Source organism: Pseudosporangium ferrugineum (genome assembly GCF_003002065.1).
Taxonomy (GTDB): Bacteria; Actinomycetota; Actinomycetes; order Mycobacteriales; family Micromonosporaceae; genus Actinoplanes; species Actinoplanes ferrugineus_A.
This window is the reverse complement of record NZ_PVZG01000004.1, coordinates 47,991-69,467: the sequence shown is the minus strand read 5'-3', so window position 1 is coordinate 69,467 and position 21,477 is coordinate 47,991. Positions and strand designations below refer to the sequence as shown.

Below are 21,477 nucleotides of genomic sequence, written 5' to 3'. Positions count from 1 at the left end.
GGCCCCCGCCGGCCGGGCGCGGCGCTTCCGCCGCCCGGGCGCGGCGGTCATCCTTGGACGAGAGGCAGGAACGGCATGGCGCAAGTGGTGGACCGCGAGGTCGTCACCAGGCTGGTGGCCGACACACTGGTGCAGTTCGGCGTCGAGCGGTCGGAGATCACCGCGCAGGCGAAGTTCGACGAGCTCGACATCGACTCGATCGACGTCGTCGAGCTGCGCCAGGCGATCAAGAACGAGTTCGGCGTGGACATCCGCGCGGCCGACTTCGACAAGGTCGACACCGTGCACGACGCGGTCGCCCTCGTGTGCCGGCAGGCCGGAGCGGTATGAGAAGACGGGTCGTCGTGACCGGCTGCGGGGCTGTCACACCGTTGGGAGTCGGCGCGACGGCCCTGCACGAGCGGGCCGTGGCCGGGGACACCGGCCTGGACACCGGCGTCGGGCGGTGCGCCGGCTTCGACCCCGCGGCCTGGCTGTCCCGCCGCGACCTCCGGCGTACGGACCGGTACTGCCAGCTCGCCGTCGCGGCGGCCGACGAGGCCGTGCGGCAGGCCGGCTGGGGCGCGGGGCTGCCGTACCCGGGCGACCGCATCGCCTGCATCATCGGCTCCGCGCTCGGCGGCATCACCACCACCGAGGAGCAGAGCGCGGTCCTCGCCACCCGGGGAGCGGGCCACGTGTCGCCGCTGCTGACCGCCATGGTCATGGGCAACGCCGCGGCGGCGCACGTGGCCATGCGGTACGGCCTGCGCGGCGAATCGGCCGGCTTCGCCTCCGCCTGCTCGTCCGGCTCCCAGTCCATCGGCGCGGGCCTGCGGCTGGTGCGTGCGGGCGCCGCTGACGCGGTGGTGGTCGGTGGCGCCGAATCCGCCGTGTCCCCGCTGATCCACGCCACCTTCCGCAACGCGGGCGTGCTCTCCGAGAGTGGGCGTACCGCGCCCTTCGACCGGCGCCGGGACGGGTTCCTGCTCGGCGAGGGCGCCGGCGTACTGGTGCTCGAGGAGGCCGGGGCCGCCGCGGCACGAGGGGCTCCGGTGCTCGCGGAGGTGCTCGGCTACGGTGCGACGTCCGACGCGTACCACCTGACCGCTCCCGAGCCCGAGGCCACCGGCGCCGCCACGGCGGTGCGTGCCGCGCTGTCCGACGCCGCGGTCGGTCCGGGCGACCTCGGCTACATCAACGCGCACGGCACCGGCACCGTGCTCAACGACCGGGCCGAGGTCACCGCCCTGCGGCGGGTGCTCGGCGAGCACCTGGCCGGCACCCCGATGTCGTCCAGCAAGTCGTATCTCGGCCACCTGCTCGGTGCGGCGGGGGCGGTGGAGGCCGTGGCCACCGTACGCGCCCTGCAGAGCGCCACCGCCCCGCCGACGGCCGGGCTCGACGACCCGGACGAGGACCTGGGCCCCCTCGATCTGATCCGTGCGGGACGCACCCTCAAGGCCGGCCCGGCCGGGCTCGTGGCCCTCTCCACCTCGTTCGGCTTCGGCGGCCACAACGCGGCCCTGGTCCTGGCGGAGGCCCGATGATCCCGCACGACGGCCGGCGCTACCTGGTCACCGGCGTGCTCAACGAGGACTCGATCGCCTGGCACACCGCGGCCGCCCTGCAATCGGCGGGCGCGGAGGTGATCCTGACGGGATTCGGCCGGTCCCGGCGGATCACCGAGCTCGCCGCCGCGCAACTGCCGAAGCCGGCTCCGGTCCTCGAACTGGACGCGACCAACGCCGACGACTACCGCCGGCTGGCCGCCGACCTGGCCGGACGGTGGCCCAGCCTGGACGGCATCGTCCACGCGATCGCCGCCGCGCCGGCCGACGCGCACAGCGGCAACTTCCTCACCACGCCGCCGCGGAGCGCTGTCGCGGCCTTCCACACGGCCACCGTGTCCCTGCACTCGCTGACCGTCCACCTGCTCGACCTGCTGCGCCGGTCGCCGGACGGCGCCAGCATCGTCGCGCTGGACTTCGACGCCGCGACCGCCTGGTACGGCTACGACTGGATGGGCGTGAGCAAGGCCGCCCTCGAGTCCCTGAGCCGCTACCTCGCGCTCTACCTCGGCTCGTCGCGGATCCGCGTCAACCTGGTGGCCGTCGGCCCGGTCGAGACGATCGCCGGCAGCGCCATCAGCACCTTCGACGACCTGGCCCGGCGCTGGGAACGGGAGGCGCCGCTGGGCTGGGACCGGCGCGACTCCCGGGTCGCCGCCGGCGCCGTCCTCTTCCTGCTGTCCGGCCTGGCCCGCGGGATCACCGGCGAGATCCTGCACGTCGACGGCGGGATGCACGCCGTGTCGCTGGGCGTCCGCGACGGCCGCCCGCCCGGCGGAGCCGACCGTCCACCGCCGTCCGACGAGGAGACCTGATGCCCGCCACCATCATCGGCACCGGGGCGGCGCTGCCCCGGCAGGCGATCGCCAACGACGCGTTCGAGAAGCTCGGCACGAGCGACGAGTGGATCGTCCGGCGTACCGGGATCCGGCAGCGCCACTGGCTCAGCGGCGACGAGACGCTCGGCGGGCTGGCCGCCGGGGCCTGCGACGCGGCGCTGACCGACGCCGGCGTGAGCGCCGCCGACATCACCCACGTCGTTGTCGCCACGATCACCTCCGACTGGGTGACGCCGGCCCTCGCCGTCGACGTCGCGGACCGGCTGGGCGTGCCCCGGCCCGCCGCCTTCGACCTCCAGGCCGCCTGCGCCGGTTTCCTGTACGCGCTGGACCATGCCTCCGCGCTGATCGAGACCGGACGCGCCCGCCACGTGCTGATCTGCGGCGCCGACGCCCTCTCGCGGATCACCGACCGGGACGACCGCGCCACGGCGATCCTGCTCGGCGACGCCGCGGGCGCGGTCGTGGTCTCGGACGTGCCGGACGCGCCGGAACCGTCGTTCGTGCTGGCGTCGGCGGGGGAGCATCGCGAACTGCTCTACGCGAACCGCGCCGACGGGCTGCTGCGCATGCAGGGACGCGAGGTCTACGAGCACGCGGTCGACCTGATGGTGCAGGCCGCCGAGCAACTGCTCGAATCCCGCGGCCAGGACGTCAAGGACCTCGACCTGTTCATCGCGCACCAGGCGAACGCGCGGATCATCCAGGCGGTCGCGGCCCGGCTGAACCTGCCGCCCGAGCGGGTCTACGCGAACGTCGACCGGGTCGCGAACACCTCGGCCGCCTCCATCCCGGTCGCGCTGGCCCAGGCGCGGCGCGAGCAGACCCTGCGGCCGGCGGGTCTCCTCGGCATGGCGGCGTTCGGCTCCGGCCTCACCTGGGGTGCCGGGGTCATGAGCTGGCGGCTGGCCCGGTGAGCAGCTCCAGGACGGTCGCGTTGGAGAGGCCGCCCGCCTCGCACATCACCTGCAGGCCGTACCGGCACCGCCGGTCGAGCATGTAGTGCAGCATGGTGGTCGCGATGCGCGCCCCCGACGCCCCCAGCGGATGCCCGAGGGCGATCGCGCCACCCCGCGGATTGACCCGCGCGGGGTCGGCGCCGGTCTCCGCCAGCCAGGCCAGCGGCACGCACGCGAACGCCTCGTTGACCTCGAAGACGCCGATGTCGGCAAGGGCCAGCCCGGACCGCCGCAACACCTTCTCGGTCGCGGGGATCGGCGCGGTCAGCATCAGGCCTGGATCGTTGGCGGCGACCGCCGTCGTGTGGATGCGGGCCAGCGGCCGGAAACCGTACGCGGCGGCCCACGCCGAGGTGGTCACGGCCAGGGCGGCGGCGCCGTCGGAATTCTGCGAGGCGGTGCCGGCGGTCACCACTCCGCCGTCCCGGAAAGGCGTCGACAACGACGCGAGTTTGCGCAACGACGTGGTGCGCCGGATGCATTCGTCCGCCGCCACCCCGGAAACCGGCACCAGCTCCGCGTCGAATTCCCCGGCGTCGGCCGCCGCGGCCGCACGCTGATGACTTCCGTACGCGAATTCGTCCATCTCCGCGCGGCTCACATGCCATTTCCGCGCGATCATCTCCGCCGCGACACCCAGATCGAACAAAATGGGTTCCCCGACAATGGCGCTTTCCGTTCCCGCGTACCGTTCCCGCAGCGCCGGCCCGTACGGCAGCCCGAGCTCCGCGCCGGCGGAGGAGCCCATCGGGATCCGGCTCATCACCTCGACGCCGCCCGCGACCACCAGCTCCGCCTGGCCCGAGATCACCGCGGCGGCGGCCGACACGATCGCCTGCTGCCCCGACCCGCACTGCCGGTCCACCGTGTACGCGGGCACGGACTCCGGCCAGCCGGCCGCCAGCACGGCGTTGCGCCCGATGTTGAGCGCCTGCTCGCCGACCTGCGAGACGCACCCCCAGACGACGTCGTCCACGTCCGCCGGGTCGAAACCCACCCGCGCCCGCAGACCCTCGAGCACGTGGGCGGCCAGGTCGACGGGATGCAGCCGGGACATCGCACCCTGCCGGCGCCCGATCGGCGTGCGGACGGCCCCGATGATGACGGCGTCACGCACGGACGTCGCCCCGCCGATGCCTGTCGGAGGCTTGCACCGCTGCTCAGCCTCCGCCCCGCCCGGCCGCGCCGCCCTGCGCGGCCGCGCCGCCCTGCCCGGCCGCGCCGCCCTGCCCGGCCGCGCTGTCCCGCCTGGCCGCGCTGTCCCGCCTGGCCGCGCTGTCCCGCCTGGCCGCGCTGTCCCGCCTGGCCGCGCCGCTCTGCGCGGCTGCCCGGTCCCGGAGCCGGTCGAAGCGGTCCCGCAGGGCGGTCACCTCGTCCAGCATCGCGTCGGCGATCCGGTCGTGCAGATCCGGGCCCGACGCCGCGCCGGCATGCCGGGTGCGCGCCGTCCACCAGGAACCGCCCGCGCCGCATTCCTCGCGGAAGGTCGCCCGCGCGCCGATGTGCACGCCGTGCGCCGTGAATCGGACCCGGAACAAATAGTCGCCCTCGGGCAGATGGGCGGCCAGGGAGGTATCCGCACCCGGCGGTATACGCCGGATCTCCGAGGTCAATCTGTCGAGGTTCTGACAGGTGGGAATGGTCGGCCGGATCCAGGACACAGTGTTACCCCCGCGTTTTCGCATTGCATATTCGACGCTGCAAAACGACTGTGTGTGCCGCTCGGATTGCTCGAATCCGATACTCGCATACGAGCTCACCCCGGGCAAGGCCGCCGATCCACGGTGGATATTGGCGGGCCCGCGGCCTTGCTTGGCATGATGCCGGCATGGACAATCACGAGGCGATCGCGTTCGCCGACAAGTGGCTCGTCGATTGGAACAACCACGACCTCGACAGCCTGCTCGCACACTTCGCCGAGGACGTCACCTTCTCCTCGCCGGTGGCGGCGCGGATGATCCCCGGCTCCGGCGGCGTGGTCTCCGGCAAGGCGGCGCTGCGCGACTACTGGACGACCGCGCTGGCGCGGATGCCGGACCTGCGTTTCGAGATCCTGGCCACGTACGCGGGAATCGACACCGTGGTGATCAACTTCCGCAACCAGAACGGGGGTCTGGTGAACGAGGTCCTCACCTTCCGCGACGGTCTCGTCGTGCGCGGGCACGGGACGTACCTGACCTGAACGGGGCTGCGGCGCCGGAGATCGACTGTTAGCTTTGCTCGCGCCGAGCCGCCTCCCGGCGGCTCGTGATCCGCAACGGGGGAACACGATGCGACGCAAGCAAGCCCTGTCCCTGTCCGTGGTGGCGGCCGTCACCACCGGCCTCCTCGCCGCCGCCTGGCCTGCCTTCGCCGGCGAGACACCCGGGCTCGGGCCCGCCGTCTCGGCGGAGCCGAGCTTCCCGGAACCACCCCACAAGCCCATCCCGTCCGGCCCGGCCGAGCCGCCCGCCCCGCCCTCGGGCGAGGCGCCGACCCCGCCGCCGTTCCCGCCGGGCGGCGACGACCCCTGCGACCCCGCCGACCCCGACTGCGATCCCGGCCTCCCGCTGCCACCCGGGCACCCGGTGTCGCAGCCGCCGGTCACGGGCACGCCCCCGACGGCCGACCCGTCGGTGACGCCGCCGCCCTTCCCGACGTTCCCGCCCGACGACCCCGAAGACCACTGATCGGTACGCCGGCCCGGCGGTAGCTTCCTTGGCGCCGCCCCCGGTGCCCTCCCTCGGCGCTGCTCTCGTGCCCCTCCTTGGCGCCGGTTCGGTGGCCCTTGCTGGGCGTCGGTTCGGTGGCCCTTCCTCGGCGCTGCTGCCGTGGTTCTCTTGGCGCCGCATTCGTGGCACGGGAATCCTCCGGGCCGGCCCCGCACGGGTCAGCGAAGTGTCGTACCCCGCTTCTAGAGTGAGTCCTGGTTAGACATCCGGTTCTTGTCCGGCCGGATGCCACACGGGGAGGAGCTCTACCATGGACCTCCGACAAGTGCTGCGCGGTGCTGTCGCCGCCGCAGCCGCATCGACACTCGCGCTGACCCTCGGCGCCGCGCCCGGCCGGGCTGCGGCGGACACCGGCGTCGCCTCGGCGTACCAGATCAACGCCCTGCACGACGGGAATTCCCCGTCCGGAGTGGCCGCGCCGCCGCTGACCGAGAAGTGGCACCGCGACCTGGGCCGGGCGGTGTCCTACCCGGTCATCGCCGACCACAAGGCGTTCGTGACCGTGCGCACCGGCGACGAGTACGGCACCTCGCTCTACGCGATCGACACCCGCACGGGCAAGGACGTGTGGGGCCCGATCGAGCTCGGCGGCACGTATTTCTGGTCCGCGCTGACCCTCGGCGACGGGCGCGTCTACGCCGTCAACGGCGACGGCCGGCTGACGGCGTTCGCCATCCGCAACGGCCGGCAACTGTGGCAGACCGACCTGCCCGGCCAGTGGTCGTTCAGCTCCGCGCCGACGTACCGCGCCGGCATGGTCTACACCGGCGGCGCGGGCTCCGGCGGCACCGTGTATGCGGTGAACGCCGCGACCGGCGCGGTCGTCTGGACCGCCCCCGTGGCGAACGGCGACAACAGCTCACCGGCGGTCACCTCCAACGGCGTCTACGTCTCGTACGCGTGCGAGCAGTCGTACAAGTTCGACCCGGCGACCGGAACCACCCGCTGGGTCCACTCCACCGGCTGCTCGGGCGGCGGCGGCAAGACGCCGGTCGTCGCGGCGGGCGGCCTGTGGGTCCGCGAGACCTTCGACGGCCCGCTGCCGGTGCTGGACCTCAACACCGGCGAGGTGAAGAACCGCTTCGGCTCGTGGAGCATGCCCGCGCCGGCCTTCGCGGGCCGCACAGGCTACTTCGTCAGCGGCGGCACCCTGCGCGCCGCGGACGCCGCCACCCCCGACACGCCCATCTGGACCTTCACCGGCGACGGCGCCCAACTCCGCAGCGCCCCGATCGTCGTCAACGGCTACATCTACGTCGGCTCCCAGAGCGGCACCATCTACGCGGTCGACCCGGCCACGGGCCGGTCCGTCTGGTCAGCCGACACGGGCGCCGAGATCACCCCGCCGGACGAGCAGAACGTCTCCTCCCCCCTGACCGGCCTGGCAGCGGCCCAGGGCGTCCTCCTGGTACCGGCAACGGGCCGCCTGGTGGCCTACGGCCGCTGACAAACCCGGCGGGCGGGCCGGCACCCCACCCGACTCGCACCACCGCGACTCGCCAAGGCGCCGGCCCACCCGCCACCCACCCACCTCGACCATCGCAACGCAGCATCCGCGGTCGGCGCCGCGCGGGACTTGCCCGTGCGGACCCGGTCCGGACCTGGCCGGGCCCGGTTGGACCCGGTCGGTCCCGGTTCGGACCTGGCCGGGCCCGGTTGGATCCGGCTGGATCCGGTCGGGCGCGGGCGGGCGCGTTGGACTCGGCTGGGCGCACGTGCGTCGTGCCTGTGCCGACGGTTTTCCTTCTCCACCGCACCGCACCGCACGTCCGCCCGCGCCGCCTCCGCCCGTGAGCACGCTCGCCTGGGCGTCTGCACTCTCGCGTGCCGGCGCTGTCGGCCGCTTGCCGGTTCCCGCCCGCGTTGCGGCCGCTCGACTTCCGTTCGCGGAGCGCCGGCGCTGTTTGCGGTTCGTCGCTTAACGCTGGTGCGGGTGGGCGGTCTGCGCCGGTGCTTGGCGCCGGGCCGGGGCTGCTGTCTTTGCGGTGGCTGGTCCTTCGGGTCGGCTGGGTGGGTTCGGTGGCCGGGCGGTGGACTACGGGCCGTGCGATTCGGGTGCGGGGCGGGGTGGTGGGAGCTCGCGGGTGGCGGAGGCGGCGTAGTCCGTGGGGTTCTGGCCGTGGCGGCGGCGGAAGGCGCGGGCGAAGTGGCCGCTGTCGGCGAACTGCCAGCGGGCGGCTATCTCCGCGATTGTGGTCGGGCGGCCCGGGGTGGTGAGGGCTCGGCGGGCCTCGTCGAGGCGGCGGTCGCGGATGTAGGCGCTCACCGAGAGGCCGTCGGCGGCGAAGGCCCGTTGGAGGGTGCGGAGTGAGACGTGCAGGTGGCGGGCCAGGGTGGTGGGGGAGAGGGTGGGGTCGGTGAGCCGGCGGTCGGCCAGGGCGCGGGCCGCGTGGGCGAGGGCCGGGGCGAGGCGGGGTTCGGTCTCGTCGACGGTGCCCTGGATGGCCGCCCTGGCCAGTTCGATCAGGGTGTCGCGGGCCGCGTCGAGGCCGGCCGGGCCGAGGTTGTCGAGCGTACGGCGGATCATGTCGGCGTGGGCGGTCAGGAGGCGTAGCTCGGCGGCGGTGGCCGGGCCCGAGGACATCCGGTCGCGGGGGTGGGGGACGGCCGCGGCGGGCAGGACCACCACCTGCGCGGTGGTGTGGGGCGCCGCGGTGAAGTGGGAGAGCCGGCCCGCCTGGGCCATGAAGCGGCCGGCCGGTGCCGGGTGCTCGGTGCCGCGGCGGTCGCCGAGGTGCCAGGCTCCCCGGCGTACGATCCAGAGGCGTACGTGATCGTCCGATCCTACGGTCGTGCCCGTCGTCCGGAGCGCCGCTTCGGTGGTGAAGCCGTTGACCATCACGTCCCGGATGCGGAAGCCGTGCGATCGGGCCCGGAAGGCCGCGATGGTCGCCGGGCTCAGCGGTGCCAGCGGGAACGGCCGTCCGATCCGTGTCTCCCAGGTCCGGGCGAAGTCGCCGTAGGCGTCAGCGCCGGTGAAGGTGCCGTTCATCGGTGTCGCGATCGTCCCTTCCCGGTTGGCGCGCGGATCCGAGCCTCCGCGCCGGCGATCGTTCTATGGTCCCTGCCGAGGTCAATCGATCATGAGGTGGGAAATTGAGCACGATAGCCATCGTCGGGGCGGGTCCGCAGCTGGGACGTGCGATAGGCAGGCGGTTCGCCGCCGAGGGGTTCGACGTCGCCCTGATCGCCCGTACGCGGGAGACGCTGGAGTCGGTCGCCCGGGACGTCGCGGAGAACGGTACGCGGGTCGGGGTGTTTCCCGCCGACGTGACCGACCGTCCCGCCCTGTACGCCGCGCTGGCCGCCGCCGAGGACCGGCTGGGGCCGATCGATGTGCTCGAGTACTCGCCCGCGTCGACCCCGGCCGACCTGGTGCGGGCGCCGATCGTCAGGGCCGCCGAGCTGACCGTCGACGCGGTGCTGGCCCAGCTGGACCTGTATCTGCTCGGCGGCGTGGCGGCCGTCCGGCACGTGCTGCCCGGAATGCTGCGACGCGGCGCCGGCACCGTCCTGGTCACCAGCGGCGCCGGGTCGGGCCCGCTGATCGTTCCGCACGTGGCGAACATCCAGGTGGCCACGGCGGGCCTGCGGAACTGGATCCTCAACCTGCACGCCGACCTGGCGGGCACCGGTGTCCACGCCGTGCATGTGGCCATCGCCGCGTACATCGGTGAGGGCGGGCCCGCCTCCCAGCCGGACGCGATCGCCGACGCCTACTGGCGGCTGCACAGCGAGCGCGCCGAGGCCGAGGTGGTCATCCACGACCTGCCGGAGGAGTACCTGGAGAGGGGCCTGGCGGAGAAGTTCCGGACGGAGTGAGGGGCACCCCTGGATACCAAGTGTGACCGGGGGCTCATTGAGCGTGACGCAGGTCGCACTGTTATGCGTCGTTGCGTTCGTTATTGGCAATTCTTGTTCTTTTTTGCTGCTTAGAGTCGAGATCGACAAGTTCCCGAGCAGCAAGGAGCAAGGATGTATCTGCGCAGGACCATCACTCTCGGCCTGGCCACCGCGGCGGCGTTCGCCGGCGCTCTGACCCTGTCGGCCGGTGCCGCCCAGGCGTCCGCACCCGCCGTCCAGGTTGCCGGCGCCGGTGCCGTCAACTTCGCCGACAGTGGGCCGTGGCCGATTGTCGACCAGAACGGCGTGGAGCGCAGCACTCTGAGCATCAACTGGGAGACCGGCAACGCCATCGCCTGCTACGGCGGCGAGGCCGGTGACGTGCGCATCGAGCTGAAGTTCGAGTCGGGGTACGTCCAGCAGCGGGTCGTTCCGCAGTTCGGCTGCGCGGTCACCACTCCCGCCGGCGCGCCGGCCGACGCCGGACGCCCGGTCGCGGTGCGCGGCCTCGTCGGCAGCTTCGCCAACCCCTGGCACGAGAACGCCTGATCCAGGGTCTCCCGTCCCCGGGCACCGAGCCACGGCCGCGAGGTGCCCGGGAACGGAGGCAGCGCCGGGTGGAGAGGCAGCGCCGAGAGTAAGACAGTGCCGGAGGTAAATGGATCGGGAGGCTGATGCGTAAGGGAGGTGTGGAGCGAGACCGGGACCGCCCGGGATCGCCGAGATGAGCTTCGGCTCCATCGCCTCCTGAAGGGTCGTTCGATGCACTTACGAAGACTGCTGGCCGTCGCGCTCGCCGGCGGGACCGCTCTCGCGTTCGCCGCGGCGCTGCCGCACACGGGCGACGCGGCGCAGGTTCCCGTGCTGGTGGGGGATCAGCGGGCCGACCGGCCGACCACCGTCACGCTGATCACCGGTGACCGGGTGATCGTGTCCGAGCGGGGTACGGCCGTCGAGCGGGGACCCGGCCGCGCCGGCGTGCGGTTCATGAGCTGGACCAGCGAGGGGCACCGGCACGTGGTCCCGGCCGACGCGCTGCCGTTGCTGCGCAAGGGCAAGCTCGACCAGCGCCTGTTCGACGTCACGACGCTCGCCGAGTTCGGGTACACCGGCGGCAAGGATCTTCCGCTGCTCCTGGCGTACCCGGACGGCGGTCAGCACAAGGGACCCGGGACCGCGCGGGCGGCAGTCAGGGCGACGGCCCGCCTGGGTCGCCACCTCCCGGGCCTGGACCTGCTCGCGGTGCGCGGGCCGCGCGCCGAGCGGGCCGACCTGTGGAAGTCGCTGACCAGCGGGAACGGCACGGCGCTGCGGGCCGGCATCGAGAAGATCTACCTGGACGGCAAGCGCCGGACCACCCTGGACGTCAGCGTGCCGCAGGTCGGCGCGCCGACCGCCTGGCAGCAGGGGCTCGACGGCACCGGCGTGACGGTGGCGGTGCTCGACTCCGGTGTGGACGGCGGGCATCCCGACCTCGAAGGCAAGGTCGTGGCGAGCGAGAACTTCGTGCCCGACGCCGGTGCCGACGACGTCGACGGGCACGGTACGCACGTCGCCTCGACCATCGCCGGCAGCGGTGCCGTGTCCGGCGGGAAGTTCCGGGGGGTGGCGCCGGGCGCGAAGCTGGTCAGCGGCAAGGTCTGCGAGCACGGCTGGTGCCCCGAGTCGGCCATTCTCGCCGGCATGGAGTGGGCGGCCCCGCGGGCCCCGGTGGTCAACATGAGCCTCACCTACCCCGACGACGCCGGGACCGACGCGCTGGAGGAGGCCGTCGAGCGGCTCACGGCCGAGCACGGCACCCTGTTCGTCGTGGCCGCGGGCAACCAGGGCGGCCAGGGGCGCGGCACGGTCGGCTCGCCGGCGAGCGCGGATGCGGCGCTGGCCGTCGGCGCGGTCGACGACGCGGACAAGCTCGCCCTGTTCTCGAGCCGCGGCCCCCGGGCCGGCGACGGCGGGATCAAGCCGGACATCGTCGCGCCCGGCGTGAACATCGTGGCGGCGAAGGCGGCCAAGGGTGACGAGGGCGATCCGGCGCCGACCGGCTACACGAGCATGAACGGCACGTCCATGGCCACCCCGCACGTGGCCGGCGCGGCGGCGATCGTCGTCCAGCAGCACCCCGGCTGGACGCCCCGGCAGCGCAAGACGCTGCTCATGGGCGCCGCGGAGCCGATCGCCGGCGCGGACGTCTACGGCCAGGGCGCGGGCCGCCTCGACGTGGCGCGCGCGGTGCGGCAGACGGTCTCGGCGGACGAGGGCAGCCTCAACTTCGGCTTCCAGCAGTGGCCGCACGACGACGACACCCCGGTCACCCGGACCCTGACGTACCGCAACGGGGGAACGGCGCCCGTCGACCTGACGCTCGCGGTGGAGGACGACGCGGGCACGTTCACTCTCGCCGCGACCCGCCTCACCGTGCCCGCCGGCGGCACCGCGTCGACGACCGTCACCGCGGACACCCGCGGCGCGGGCACGGACGGGGACATCGGCGCCCGCGTGGTCGCCACCGCCGCCGGCGACGTCCGCATCGAGGCGCCGATCGTGGTCCAGCGCGAGGTCGAGAGCTACGACGTCACGTTCCGCCACCTTGACCGGGGCGGCCGGGCGAGCGAGAACTACGTCACGTTCCTGATCGGACTGGACGTGCCGAACACGTACACGCTCAGCGGCGCCCTGCCGGAGGAGACGGTGCGGCTGCCGAAGGGCTCGTACGGCCTGCTCGGCAACGTCTACGACGACAACGGCACCACCTTCCTGGTGCAGCCGCGGTTCGTGGTCGGCGCCGGCGGGACGACGACCCTGGACGCGCGGCAGGGCAAGCCGATCTCCATCACGCCGCCGCGCAAGGACGCCCGGCAGGCCTTCGCCATGGTGAACGCGTACTGGCGGAGCGACCGCGGGCTGGCCGGAGCCTCGGCGGAGTCAACGGTCCCCGGGGACCTGTTCGTCGCGCAGGTCGGGCCGAAGGGCGGGCTCGACGGCTTCCAGAGCGCGATCAGCAGCGTGTTCGCCAGGTGGAAGAACGACGAGGAGGGCTTCCGGGACAGCCCGTACACGTACGAGACGTCGTACACCCGGGAGAAGTCGTTCTTCACCGGGTTCACCAAGAAGATCTCCCCGTCCGAACTCGCCACGGTGAAGGCCCGGTACGCCCGCGCGGCCGACGGCGCCAGCACCGGGGTGAAGTACAACTGGCCGGTCGTCGGCACGGTCGAGGGCTGGACCGCCTCGCTGCCGTTCACGCTGCCGTTCGAACGGACCGAGTATCTCAACGCCGACGGCGGCGTGCGGTGGCGGCCCACCTTCGACGTGGAGGCCGAGCTCGACCCGGAAGCCGGCCCGGAGCGGCTCACCCAGACCGGCGGGCCGGCCGTACGCCTCGAGCCCGGCAGCGTTTCCCGCCAGGACTGGAACCGCGCCGTCTTCGCGCCCACGGACTCGGAGGAGCCCGTCACCCGCGAGGGCGACCGGATCACGGCCGGGATGCCGCTGTTCGGCGAGGGCACCGGACGCTGGGGAATGCGGTCGCGCACGGACACCGCCCGGACCGCCCTGTACGCCGGGGACGCGCTCATCGGCGAGACGCAGACCGGCAGCGGCACCTTCGAGGTACCGGCCGGGCGCAAGCAGTACCGGCTGGAGATGTCGGCCACCCGGTCCGCGCCGCTGCGGCTGAGCACCAGGGTCGAGGCGGCGTGGACGTTCTCCTCGGCGAACGGCGAGACCCGGTTGCCGCTGTCCACCGTGCTGATGAGTCCCGAGCTCGACAGCGCCAACGCCGCCGCGGCGGGACCCTTCACCGTGCCGCTCACGGTGGTCCGGCCCGTCGGCTCGACCGCACCCGGCAACCGTACGCTGACCGCCGAGTTCTCGGCCGACGACGGGGCCACGTGGCGGCCGGCCGCCGTGAGCGGCACCGGCGACCGGCGTTCGCTGCGGGTCACCAACCCGTCGTCCGGCTTCGTCTCGCTCCGGCTCCGCGCGACCGACACCGCGGGCAACACCGTGACGGTCACCGTGATCCGGGCGTACGCGATCCGCTGACGCACCGTGGGGCGGGTGCGGCCTCGTGCCGCGCCCGCCCTGCCGGGCGCGCTTACCGGGAATCGACCGGCAGCCGGGTCAGGCCGCGGATCATTCCGGACGGCCGGCGCCGGGTACGTCCCGCGAGACGCAGCCGGGGCAGGTGCTCGGCGAGTCTGCGGACCGCGATGGTGGCTTCCGTACGGGCCAGCGGATGCCCGACGCAGTAGTGGATGCCGCCGCCGAAGGCGAGATGCGCGGTGGTGGCCGTACGGCCCGGGTCGAAGGTGGCGGGTGCGGGGAACGCCGCCGGGTCACGGTTGGCGCCGTCGGCGGCCAGGCGCCACCGCCGCCGGTTGATGCCGCGGGTCAGCCGGACGAAGGTGCCGAACGTGCTCATGTCGCCTCCCGCGGACCGTGCCGGGTGTCGTCGAGGTCGGTGAGCAGGTCGTGCAGGCGCGCGACGAGCCGGCCCCGCCCGCCCGCGCCGAGCCGCCCGGCCGCGGACCGGAGTGCGTCGATCGTGGCGAGCAGATCGGGCAGCGGGTCGCCGAACAGTTCGTCGTGGATCAGGGCCGCGGCCGCGGCCGGGGTCGGGTGGTCGGCGACGAGGCCGGCGGGCAGCGGGATGCCGGTGAGCCGGGCCAGCCGGCGGGGCAGGACGGCCGCCTGCACGGAGGTGAGCCCCAGGTCGGCGAAGGCGGTCCCGGCGAGGACGACGCCCGGGTCGGTGCGTCCGATCAGGATCGCGGTCTCCACGCGGACCAGCCCGACCAGGTACGCGTACCGGTCCTCGGGTGCCAGGGTCGTCAGGATGACGTCCGGCAGGTCCGCGGCGGTCACCTCAGGTCCCGCCATTCGTGGGCCGCGATCCAGCTGCTGTGCGCCCCGGCCGGCACCCGGACCGGCAGGTCGACGACGGCGACGGGATCGCCCGCCAGGTCGGCCGCCTCCCGTACGACCAGGGCGGTCGCGCCGGCGGCCAGGTCGGTGCGGAAGTGCAGCAGCCAGCCGTCCGTCTCCGGCCCGTCCGCGGTCCGGGGCACGAACACCAGCTCGCCGGAGATGACGCCGGGGTCGAGGTCGTGGATCTCGGCCTCGCAGTGGTGCAGGTCGAACCGGAGCAGGCCCGACCGGTCGCCGCCGGCCGTGTCCCCGGCGACGGCGTAGTAGTACCGGTGTGGCCGGCCGGTCAGGCGCGGATCGGACCGGGGCAGCTCGTGCGCACGGTCGTGCAGGGGTCGGGCGGTGGCGTGTCCGGCCCCTGCGGCGGCATGCCATTCCCACAACGTCGCCGGCCGGCCGAGCGGATCGGCGGCGCGGTCGTCGAAGAGCCGCTCGTATCGCAGCCCGCGGACGAGGAGGCCGCCGTCCGCGGCCTCCTCGGCGCCGACCAGGTGGTAGACGAAGCCGGGGTCGATGGCGATCCAGCGCACCGGCCCGCCGGACCGGGGGAGCATCCCGATGCGGGCCTGGTGCCGGTCGCTCCAGTGGTACGGGAACCGGCCCGCCATCCCGCGCCGCAGATCGAACCGCACCGGCAGGTCGAGGAAGACGACGTGCCGCGGCGTGAGCGCGATGTCGTGCAGCAGCGGCCGGCCGCCGAGGTCGACGCGGTCGTTGCGGATCACCCGGCCGGCGGGGGACACCACCACGTGTTCGGCCCAGCGCCGCAGCGGCGAGTACGCCAGCGCGTGCAACTCACCGGTCGCCGGGTCGACCTTCGGATGCGCCGCGAAGCCGCGGGGTAGCTGCCCGCCGAGGTCGGTGTACCGCACCGAGTCCAGCGTCTCGGTGAGCTGCACCGGCAGGCAGCCCGACTCGACCAGGGCCAGCAGCACCCCGTGGTGCGCGACCACGTTGGTGTTGACCGTGTCGATGGGGAAGTGCCGGGGCCCCGGGGCGGGCGGTTCGCCCAGCGCGCGGGCGGCGCGCCGGGAGCGTACCCATCGATTGCGGAACCAGACCGCCTCGCCCTGCCGCAGCCGCACCCCGCTGACCATGCCGTCCTGCATGAACCACGGGTACGTGCGGTCGAGGGCCCGGCGCGGCCGGCCCGCCGGCGCCGGGCCGATCTGGGTGAACAGACCGTCCAGCTCGTCCGGCAGGCGCCCCTCGACCGGCAGCGCGTATTCGGTGCTCTCCCGGTCGAGGGGGGCGAACGCCCCGGTCAGATAGCGGTTCACCAGGAGGTCAGACGCAGTCGCAGGGCCTCGGCGGGGCGCAGGGTGAGCGACGGGTCGGCACCCACGGGACCGTCGTGCACCGGCGCCACCCGGCAGCGCTGGGCGAGCGTGGCGATCGTCAGGCAGGCCTGGTTCAGGGCGAGGTTCGACCCGGGACAGGACCGGGGGCCGATCCCGAACGGCGCCAGCGAGTGCCGGTGGTACGCGGCCCCGGTGCCGCCGGGGTCGTCGAAGCGTCCGGGCCAGAAGTCGCCGGGCCGCTTCCAGACGTCGGGGTGGCGGTTGCCGGCGTACGGGCTCCACGCGACCAGGGACCCCGCGGCGATGGGGTGACCGCCGATCGTGTCCGCCCCGATCGCCCGCCGCATCATGATCCACACGACCGGGTAGAGCCGCATGGCCTCGTCGACCACCTGGCGCGTGTACGGCAGCGACGGCAGGTCCTCGAGCGCCGGAGGCCGCCCGCCGAGGACGGCCTCCAGCTCGTCGTGCAGCGTGGCCTGCGCGGCGGGATGGGTGGCGAGCAGCTGCCAGCACCAGGCGAGCGTGTGCCCCTGCGTCTCGTGCCCGGCGAAGAACAGCCCGAGCAGTTCGTCGGCGACCTGCTCGCGGGTGGAGCCGCCGGACTCCCCGTCCGCGACCAGCCCGGCGATCAGCTCGGTCCGCGGCTCCGCGACCAGGGCGGCGATCGTCGCGCGGATCCGGCGCATGGCGGCCCGGAAGCGGCGGTCGGCCGGGGTCGGCACGACCAGCGGCGGGAACGGCCGGGCCAGGAACGCCGCCACGTGGTCGCAGACGAGCCGCAGGTCGGCCGCCACCTCGGCGGTCCGCTCGTCCAGCTCCGCGCCGAACAGGATGCGGCACGCCAGGCGCATCGACAGGGTCGCCATCTCGGCGGTCGCGTCCACCGTGCCCTCGGCGAGGCCGGTCGCGTCCACCGTGCCCTCGGCGAGGCCGGTCGCGTCCACCGTGCCCTTTGCGAGGCCGGTCGCGTCCACCGTGCCCTTTGCGAGGCCGGTCGCGTCCACCGTGCCCTTTGCGAGGCCGGTCGCGTCCGCCGTGCCCTTTGCGAGGGCCGTCGCGGTCCAGTGCCCGGCCACGTCGGCCAGGCAGTCCTCGGTGATGCGGGCGGCGCCGGTCAGGGCCGCCCGCGAGAACGCCGGCTGCACCAGCCGGCGGCGGTGCAGCCAATCGTCGCCGCCCGGCGAGACGGTCAGGCCGTTGCCCAGGAACGGGCGGGCGACCCGGTAGATGGGCGCGTCCTTGCTGTAGTTGCGGTGGTTGTCCCGCAGCACGTGCACCACGTGGTCGGGGTGCGTGATGAAGACCAGCTCACGGCCGAAGGCCCGGGTGACGGCGATGCCGCCGGGCACCCGGGCGACGTCCTCGAACAACCCGAGGGCGTCGCGCCGGAACGCGCCGAGCGCCTGGATGGCCCGGATGCGATGTGCGGTCGATGCCATCGATCAATCGAATCCGGCGGTGGAGTCCATTGTCGAGAAGTTGCCGGTAGGGGCCGCGAACTCTGCCCCGGCGTACGTGGTCGCACACGCGTCGTCACCGGCCGCTCCCCAGGTGAGCGGCCGGTGACGAGATCCCCCGTTCTAGACCAGATCGTTCTGGTCGTAGATCCCGAGAATGTTCCCCGGCGCGGTCTGGTTGTACGTCACCGCCTGCACCGACAGCAGGCCGCGGAACCGTCCCGCGTCGTCGATGATCGACAGCGACGGCTTCAGGTGGCCGGCGTACCCGGCGGTGTTGCCGCCGATGCAGGGTGTCGCGTCCACCTCTGCCAGCTGGTGGTTGTAGAACACCTTGCGGTCGGTGCCGGAGCCGGCGAGGTACACCTTGTTCGACAACGCCGTGCCGTTGTACGTCGACTCGTTCAGGCAGGTGCCGCTGCACGTACGGTCGGGCACGTTGGCGTCGTTCGCGTGGATCACCAGCGTGGTGGTGCCGGCCGTCTGCTCGCCCCACGCGTTCTGCGAGTACGGCCCGTCGTAGCGCCCGTGCAGGTCGTGGATCGTCTGCATCGGCACGCCGCCGGTGAAGCCGAAGGTGCTGCCCCACCCGTACCCGACGGTGGCCCGGGGGTGGCTGGCGAGCGACACCCGGCTGGCCCCCGCGTGGTTCGCCAGCGTCCACCGCTCGGCCTCGCCGTTCGCGTCCCAGGTGATGCCGAGGTTGTTGCCGGTGACGGTCCACCGGCCGAACATCCTCGCCGGGTCGTCCTGGAAGCCCTCCGACGTGTACACCCGGCAGGTGCGCGCGCAGTCGGCGGTGCTGTATCCGGCGTCGGCCCGCAGCTGCGCGGTCTGCGCGTTCCAGGCCCAGTAGTCGGCGCGGACCGTGCCGTCGGCCCGCAGGCTGTACTGGGCCAGGCGGACGAACGACTCGGTGCCGACGTTGCGCATCAGCGCCACCACGAAGTTGCGGCGGCCGCCCGGCGGGTCGTCCGCCATCGCGGCGGTCGCCGGTGCCAGTGCCAGCGTGGAGAACAGGGCGAGGAGGGCCCGCAGATTGCGCATCGGGTCACCAGTTGCCGAGAACGAGGCGGCCGTCGACGCGGTCGAGGTTCATGGTGCCGCCGGTGTACCAGACTCCTGACCAGCTGCTGCCGTTGCGGAAGGTGTGCAGGGTCCAGCTGTTGGTGTCGTTTTGGTAGGCCATGACGATGTCGTCTTTGCCGTCGCCGTCGACGTCTCCGGCGGCGACGCGGTCGTCGACGTTGGCGAGGGAGAACGCGCCGGATTCGTAGTCGGTGGCGCGGTTGAAGGTGGTGCCGGTGGAGGTCCAGCGGTAGATGCGCATGGTGCCGTCGCCTTGGTCGTAGACGAGGGCGGGTTCGGCGCGGCCGTCGCCGTTGTAGTCGCCGAGGACGAGGCGGCCGGCGACGCGGTCGAGGTTCATGTTTCCGCCGGTGTACCAGGTGCCGGCCCAGGAGTTGCCGTTGCGGAAGACGTGCAACGCCCAGGTGCCGTCGGTGTTCTGGTAGGCCATGACGATGTCGCTGTCGCCGTCTCCGTCGACGTCGCCGGAGGCTGTGCGGTCGTCGACGCTGCTGAGGGTGAACGCTCCGGAGTCGTAGTCACTGGCCCGGTCGAACTCGTCACCGGTCGAGGACCAGCGGTAGATGCGCATGGAACCGTCACCCTGGTCGTACGCCAGAGCGGGGGCGGCCGGGCGCTCGTCGTCGACGATGTTGTCGTAGCGGATCGGGTTGTACTGCCCGGCGTACGACTGCGACCAGGTGCTCTGTACGGTGTCGCGGCTGCCGGTCTGCTCGATCACGACGGGCTGGGTGTGCGCCGAATCCGCCCAGCGGACGAAGAGCGCCACGTGGTTCTCGTCCGGGTCGCCGGTGTGCCGCAGCAGCGCGTCGCCCTGCTTCAGCGAGCCACGGGAGATCGAGTACGCCCGGTCCATCAGGTTGCCGGTCCAGAAGGCGCTGCCCGAGCCGCCGAGGCCCCACGCCATCGAGACGAAGCCCGAGCAGTCCGTGCGGTAGTCGCCGTACTGGTTGCGGTAACAGCGGTTCTGGCTGTACGGGATCCCGACGCTCAGCCAGCTCCGGGCCCGGGTCAGCGCCTGCGCCCGCGACATGTTGCGGTCCGAGCCGTTGTTGTCGCACGGGAGCGGCGTCGTGCTCACCGCCGCCAGGGCGCTCCGGTTCGGCTGCGGGGGCAGGTTCGGATAGAACGGCAGGGGCGGGTTGCCGGGCGACTCCGGCTTCGCCACGTCACCGGCCGCGGCGGGCTGCGGGGCCGCCAGGGCCGGTGTGGACAATGCCGGGCCGGCGAGCAGCGCCAGCGGCAGGACGAGCCCGGCGGCGAGTCGCCGTACCGGGCGGGCAAGGGGTCGAGCGTGCATTATGGAGGTCCTCCCCGTGGTGTACGCGGCCGGAACGGCGCCGCCTGACGGGAAGTGTGCGAACCCCGGCTGGCGCCCGGCTGGAGGGACAACGCCCGTACTCGATCCGTACTAATCTGACGCCGCCCGGCTACGTCGAAGGCGGTCACGGCAGCATGGATGATCACGGGGAATCGGAAATCGGGGTGCTGTTGCGGGACGCGCGCGTCCGGCTCGGCCTCACCCAGCAGCAGCTCGCCGTGCGGGCCGGCGTCGGCGTCGGCACCGTCCGCGACCTGGAACAGGGCCGCAGCAGCCAGCCCCGGGCGAGCTCGGTGCAGGCGCTCGCCACCGTGCTGGGGCTCAGCCCGCGGCACCGCGCCGAACTGCAGCAACTCGCGCACCGCCGGCCGCGGCGGGCGGAGGCGCCGTCCGGTCCGGTGCACCTGGGGGTGCTGGGCCCGCTCACCGTCACCCGCGCGGGCGAGCCGGTGACGCTGGGCTCGGGGCGGCACCGGATCGTGCTCGCCCGGCTCGCGCTGACGCCGGACCGGCCGGTCAGCCCGGAGGAGCTCATCGCGCTGCTGTGGGGCGACGACGCGCCGCCGTCCGCGGCGAACGTGGTGCAGACCCACGTCAGCCGGCTGCGCCGGGTGCTCAGCCCGCAGGCGCGCCCCGAACTCGTGCCGGGCGGCTACCGGCTGCGGGTCGGCGAGGAGCAGCTGGACCTGGTGGCGTACCGGGCGCGGCTGGCCGAGGCCCGCCTGCCCGGCCTGGCCCCGCAGCGCGCCTTCGACCTGCTCGACGACGCCCTGGACCGGTGGCGCGGCGACCAGGCCGTCGAGGACGTGCCCGAACTGGACGACGATCCGCTGGTCACCGCGCTGGCCGACGAGCGCGTCGAGGCGACGATCCGGCTGGCGCGGCTCAGCCGGACGCTGCGCCGGGCGTCACACGTGCTGCCGCGGCTGCGCCCGCTCGCGGCCCGGCACCCCTGGCACGAGTCGTTGCACGCCCAGCTGGTGGTCGCGCTCGCCGGCTCGGGGCAGCAGGCCGCCGCGCTCGAGGCGTACGACAGCGTGCGCCGGCGGCTCGCCGACGAGCTGGGCATCGACCCCGGCCCGGAGCTCGCCGAGGCGCGGCAGCAGGTCCTCACCGGCCGGTGGACGCCGCGGGAGCGGGTCAGCGCCGGCCCCGCCCGGCCCTGGCAGGCGCCCGCGCCGCCGCTCGACTTCACCGGCCGCGAGGAGGAACTGCACCGGGTCGAACGGGCGCTGCGCTACCCGACCCACGGACCGGGCACGCCGCCCATGGTGGTGTGCGTGATCTCCGGGATGGCCGGGGTCGGCAAGACCAGCCTGGCGTTGCAGGCCGCCCGGTCGGTGCGGGCGGAATTCCCCGACGGGCAGGTCTACCTCGACCTGCGCGGCGCCGACGAGCGGCCGGTCGGCGTCGCGTACGCCCTGGCCCGGCTGCTGCGCGCGCGGGGCGTCGAGGGGCCGCGCGATCCCGGCCGA

At 73.7% G+C, this 21,477-nt stretch carries 19 protein-coding genes and 1 pseudogene; 11 read left to right on the top strand and 9 right to left on the bottom strand.

The window, feature by feature from the left end; translation table 11 throughout:
• Positions 1–75 precede the first annotated feature (75 nt).
• From CLV70_RS09975 to CLV70_RS09960, 4 genes are read left to right on the top strand one after another with little or no spacing between them, the layout of a single operon-like run.
• The gene (locus CLV70_RS09975) at positions 76–330 is read left to right on the top strand and encodes an acyl carrier protein (protein ID WP_106126145.1); all 255 of its coding nucleotides are present in this window, start codon (positions 76–78) and stop codon (positions 328–330) included.
• Positions 327–1,529: a beta-ketoacyl-[acyl-carrier-protein] synthase family protein gene (locus CLV70_RS09970; protein ID WP_106126144.1), complete on the top strand. Its 1,203-nt coding sequence runs from the start codon at positions 327–329 to the stop codon at positions 1,527–1,529. Before CLV70_RS09975 ends, CLV70_RS09970 begins: the two co-directional genes overlap by 4 nt.
• Positions 1,526–2,365 carry an enoyl-ACP reductase FabI gene (gene fabI, locus CLV70_RS09965; RefSeq protein WP_106126143.1) on the top strand — a complete coding sequence of 280 codons (840 nt, stop codon included), beginning with the start codon at positions 1,526–1,528 and terminating at the stop codon, positions 2,363–2,365. Before CLV70_RS09970 ends, fabI begins: the two co-directional genes overlap by 4 nt.
• A complete protein-coding gene (locus CLV70_RS09960) occupies positions 2,365–3,306 on the top strand; it encodes a 3-oxoacyl-ACP synthase III family protein (protein WP_106126142.1) in 942 nt (313 codons plus the stop codon). The genes fabI and CLV70_RS09960 overlap by 1 nt, the downstream gene beginning before the upstream one ends.
• On the opposite strand, the gene CLV70_RS09955 is transcribed toward CLV70_RS09960, so the two are convergent.
• Positions 3,281–4,465 (bottom strand): thiolase family protein, encoded by a 1,185-nt coding sequence (locus CLV70_RS09955; RefSeq protein ID WP_106126141.1) that lies wholly within the window; start codon positions 4,463–4,465, stop codon positions 3,281–3,283. The genes CLV70_RS09960 and CLV70_RS09955 overlap by 26 nt on opposite strands.
• 43 nt (positions 4,466–4,508) lie before the next feature.
• Positions 4,509–4,961, bottom strand: a complete 453-nt coding sequence (locus CLV70_RS39645) for a hypothetical protein (RefSeq protein ID WP_245908180.1) — start codon at positions 4,959–4,961, stop codon at positions 4,509–4,511.
• A gap of 215 nt (positions 4,962–5,176) precedes the next feature.
• On the opposite strand from CLV70_RS39645, the gene CLV70_RS09945 reads away from it, so the two are divergent.
• The 3 genes from CLV70_RS09945 (at position 5,177) to CLV70_RS09935 (ending at position 7,506) form a co-directional block, all read left to right on the top strand.
• Positions 5,177–5,530: a nuclear transport factor 2 family protein gene (locus CLV70_RS09945; RefSeq protein WP_106126140.1), complete on the top strand. Its 354-nt coding sequence runs from the start codon at positions 5,177–5,179 to the stop codon at positions 5,528–5,530.
• 88 nt (positions 5,531–5,618) lie between these two features.
• On the top strand, positions 5,619–6,017 hold the full coding sequence (locus CLV70_RS09940) for a hypothetical protein (RefSeq protein ID WP_146164016.1): 399 nt from the start codon (positions 5,619–5,621) through the stop codon (positions 6,015–6,017).
• Between the two features lie 292 nt (positions 6,018–6,309).
• Entirely contained in the window at positions 6,310–7,506 is a 1,197-nt protein-coding gene (locus CLV70_RS09935; RefSeq protein WP_106126138.1) for an outer membrane protein assembly factor BamB family protein, read from the top strand.
• Positions 7,507–8,094: 588 nt separating this feature from the next.
• Here the strand turns inward: CLV70_RS09935 and CLV70_RS09930 are convergent.
• Positions 8,095–9,051, bottom strand: a complete 957-nt coding sequence (locus tag CLV70_RS09930) for a helix-turn-helix domain-containing protein (RefSeq protein ID WP_106126137.1) — start codon at positions 9,049–9,051, stop codon at positions 8,095–8,097.
• Positions 9,052–9,155: 104 nt separating this feature from the next.
• Here CLV70_RS09930 and CLV70_RS09925 point away from each other — a divergent pair, with 104 nt between their 5' ends.
• The 3 genes from CLV70_RS09925 (at position 9,156) to CLV70_RS09915 (ending at position 13,946) form a co-directional block, all read left to right on the top strand.
• Positions 9,156–9,881: an SDR family NAD(P)-dependent oxidoreductase gene (locus CLV70_RS09925; RefSeq protein WP_106126136.1), complete on the top strand. Its 726-nt coding sequence runs from the start codon at positions 9,156–9,158 to the stop codon at positions 9,879–9,881.
• Positions 9,882–10,034: 153 nt separating this feature from the next.
• Entirely contained in the window at positions 10,035–10,451 is a 417-nt protein-coding gene (locus CLV70_RS09920; protein ID WP_106126135.1) for a hypothetical protein, read from the top strand.
• Positions 10,452–10,664: 213 nt separating this feature from the next.
• The gene (locus CLV70_RS09915; protein ID WP_106126134.1) at positions 10,665–13,946 is read left to right on the top strand and encodes a S8 family peptidase; all 3,282 of its coding nucleotides are present in this window, start codon (positions 10,665–10,667) and stop codon (positions 13,944–13,946) included.
• A gap of 52 nt (positions 13,947–13,998) precedes the next feature.
• Here CLV70_RS09915 and CLV70_RS09910 read toward each other — a convergent pair whose 3' ends face one another.
• The 6 genes from CLV70_RS09910 to CLV70_RS09885 form a co-directional block, all read right to left on the bottom strand.
• The gene (locus CLV70_RS09910) at positions 13,999–14,325 is read right to left on the bottom strand and encodes a cytochrome P450 (protein WP_106126133.1); all 327 of its coding nucleotides are present in this window, start codon (positions 14,323–14,325) and stop codon (positions 13,999–14,001) included.
• Positions 14,322–14,768 carry an acyl carrier protein gene (locus CLV70_RS09905; RefSeq protein WP_106126132.1) on the bottom strand — a complete coding sequence of 149 codons (447 nt, stop codon included), beginning with the start codon at positions 14,766–14,768 and terminating at the stop codon, positions 14,322–14,324. Before CLV70_RS09905 ends, CLV70_RS09910 begins: the two co-directional genes overlap by 4 nt.
• On the bottom strand, positions 14,765–16,111 hold the full coding sequence (locus CLV70_RS09900; RefSeq protein ID WP_158277738.1) for a carotenoid oxygenase family protein: 1,347 nt from the start codon (positions 16,109–16,111) through the stop codon (positions 14,765–14,767). Before CLV70_RS09900 ends, CLV70_RS09905 begins: the two co-directional genes overlap by 4 nt.
• Positions 16,108–17,574 carry a cytochrome P450 gene (locus CLV70_RS09895; protein WP_106126130.1) on the bottom strand — a complete coding sequence of 489 codons (1,467 nt, stop codon included), beginning with the start codon at positions 17,572–17,574 and terminating at the stop codon, positions 16,108–16,110. The genes CLV70_RS09900 and CLV70_RS09895 overlap by 4 nt, the downstream gene beginning before the upstream one ends.
• A 141-nt stretch (positions 17,575–17,715) precedes the next feature.
• On the bottom strand, positions 17,716–18,639 hold the full coding sequence (locus CLV70_RS09890; protein ID WP_106126129.1) for a hypothetical protein: 924 nt from the start codon (positions 18,637–18,639) through the stop codon (positions 17,716–17,718).
• 4 nt (positions 18,640–18,643) lie between these two features.
• Complete coding sequence (locus CLV70_RS09885) at positions 18,644–19,981, bottom strand: FG-GAP-like repeat-containing protein (RefSeq protein WP_106126128.1); 1,338 nt, start codon at positions 19,979–19,981, stop codon at positions 18,644–18,646.
• Here CLV70_RS09885 and CLV70_RS42095 point away from each other — a divergent pair.
• Positions 19,897–21,054 (top strand): annotated as a pseudogene (locus CLV70_RS42095) (BTAD domain-containing putative transcriptional regulator); the annotation flags it as partial. The gene CLV70_RS09885 and the pseudogene CLV70_RS42095 overlap by 85 nt on opposite strands.
• Between the last annotated feature and the right edge of the window lie 423 nt (positions 21,055–21,477).

Bases quoted from the DNA above. Each gene is read 5' to 3' on its own strand.
- CLV70_RS09975 (WP_106126145.1), top strand. From the start codon at position 76: ATGGCGCAAGTGGTGGACCGCGAGGTCGTCACCAGGCTGGTGGCCGAC.
- CLV70_RS09970 (WP_106126144.1), top strand. From the start codon at position 327: ATGAGAAGACGGGTCGTCGTGACCGGCTGCGGGGCTGTCACACCGTTG.
- fabI (WP_106126143.1), top strand. From the start codon at position 1,526: ATGATCCCGCACGACGGCCGGCGCTACCTGGTCACCGGCGTGCTCAAC.
- CLV70_RS09960 (WP_106126142.1), top strand. From the start codon at position 2,365: ATGCCCGCCACCATCATCGGCACCGGGGCGGCGCTGCCCCGGCAGGCG.
- CLV70_RS09945 (WP_106126140.1), top strand. From the start codon at position 5,177: ATGGACAATCACGAGGCGATCGCGTTCGCCGACAAGTGGCTCGTCGAT.
- CLV70_RS09940 (WP_146164016.1), top strand. From the start codon at position 5,619: ATGCGACGCAAGCAAGCCCTGTCCCTGTCCGTGGTGGCGGCCGTCACC.
- CLV70_RS09935 (WP_106126138.1), top strand. From the start codon at position 6,310: ATGGACCTCCGACAAGTGCTGCGCGGTGCTGTCGCCGCCGCAGCCGCA.
- CLV70_RS09930 (WP_106126137.1), bottom strand. From the start codon at position 9,051: ATGAACGGCACCTTCACCGGCGCTGACGCCTACGGCGACTTCGCCCGG.
- CLV70_RS09920 (WP_106126135.1), top strand. From the start codon at position 10,035: ATGTATCTGCGCAGGACCATCACTCTCGGCCTGGCCACCGCGGCGGCG.
- CLV70_RS09915 (WP_106126134.1), top strand. From the start codon at position 10,665: ATGCACTTACGAAGACTGCTGGCCGTCGCGCTCGCCGGCGGGACCGCT.
- CLV70_RS09910 (WP_106126133.1), bottom strand. From the start codon at position 14,325: ATGAGCACGTTCGGCACCTTCGTCCGGCTGACCCGCGGCATCAACCGG.
- CLV70_RS09895 (WP_106126130.1), bottom strand. From the start codon at position 17,574: ATGGCATCGACCGCACATCGCATCCGGGCCATCCAGGCGCTCGGCGCG.
- CLV70_RS09890 (WP_106126129.1), bottom strand. From the start codon at position 18,639: ATGCGCAATCTGCGGGCCCTCCTCGCCCTGTTCTCCACGCTGGCACTG.
- CLV70_RS09885 (WP_106126128.1), bottom strand. From the start codon at position 19,981: ATGCACGCTCGACCCCTTGCCCGCCCGGTACGGCGACTCGCCGCCGGG.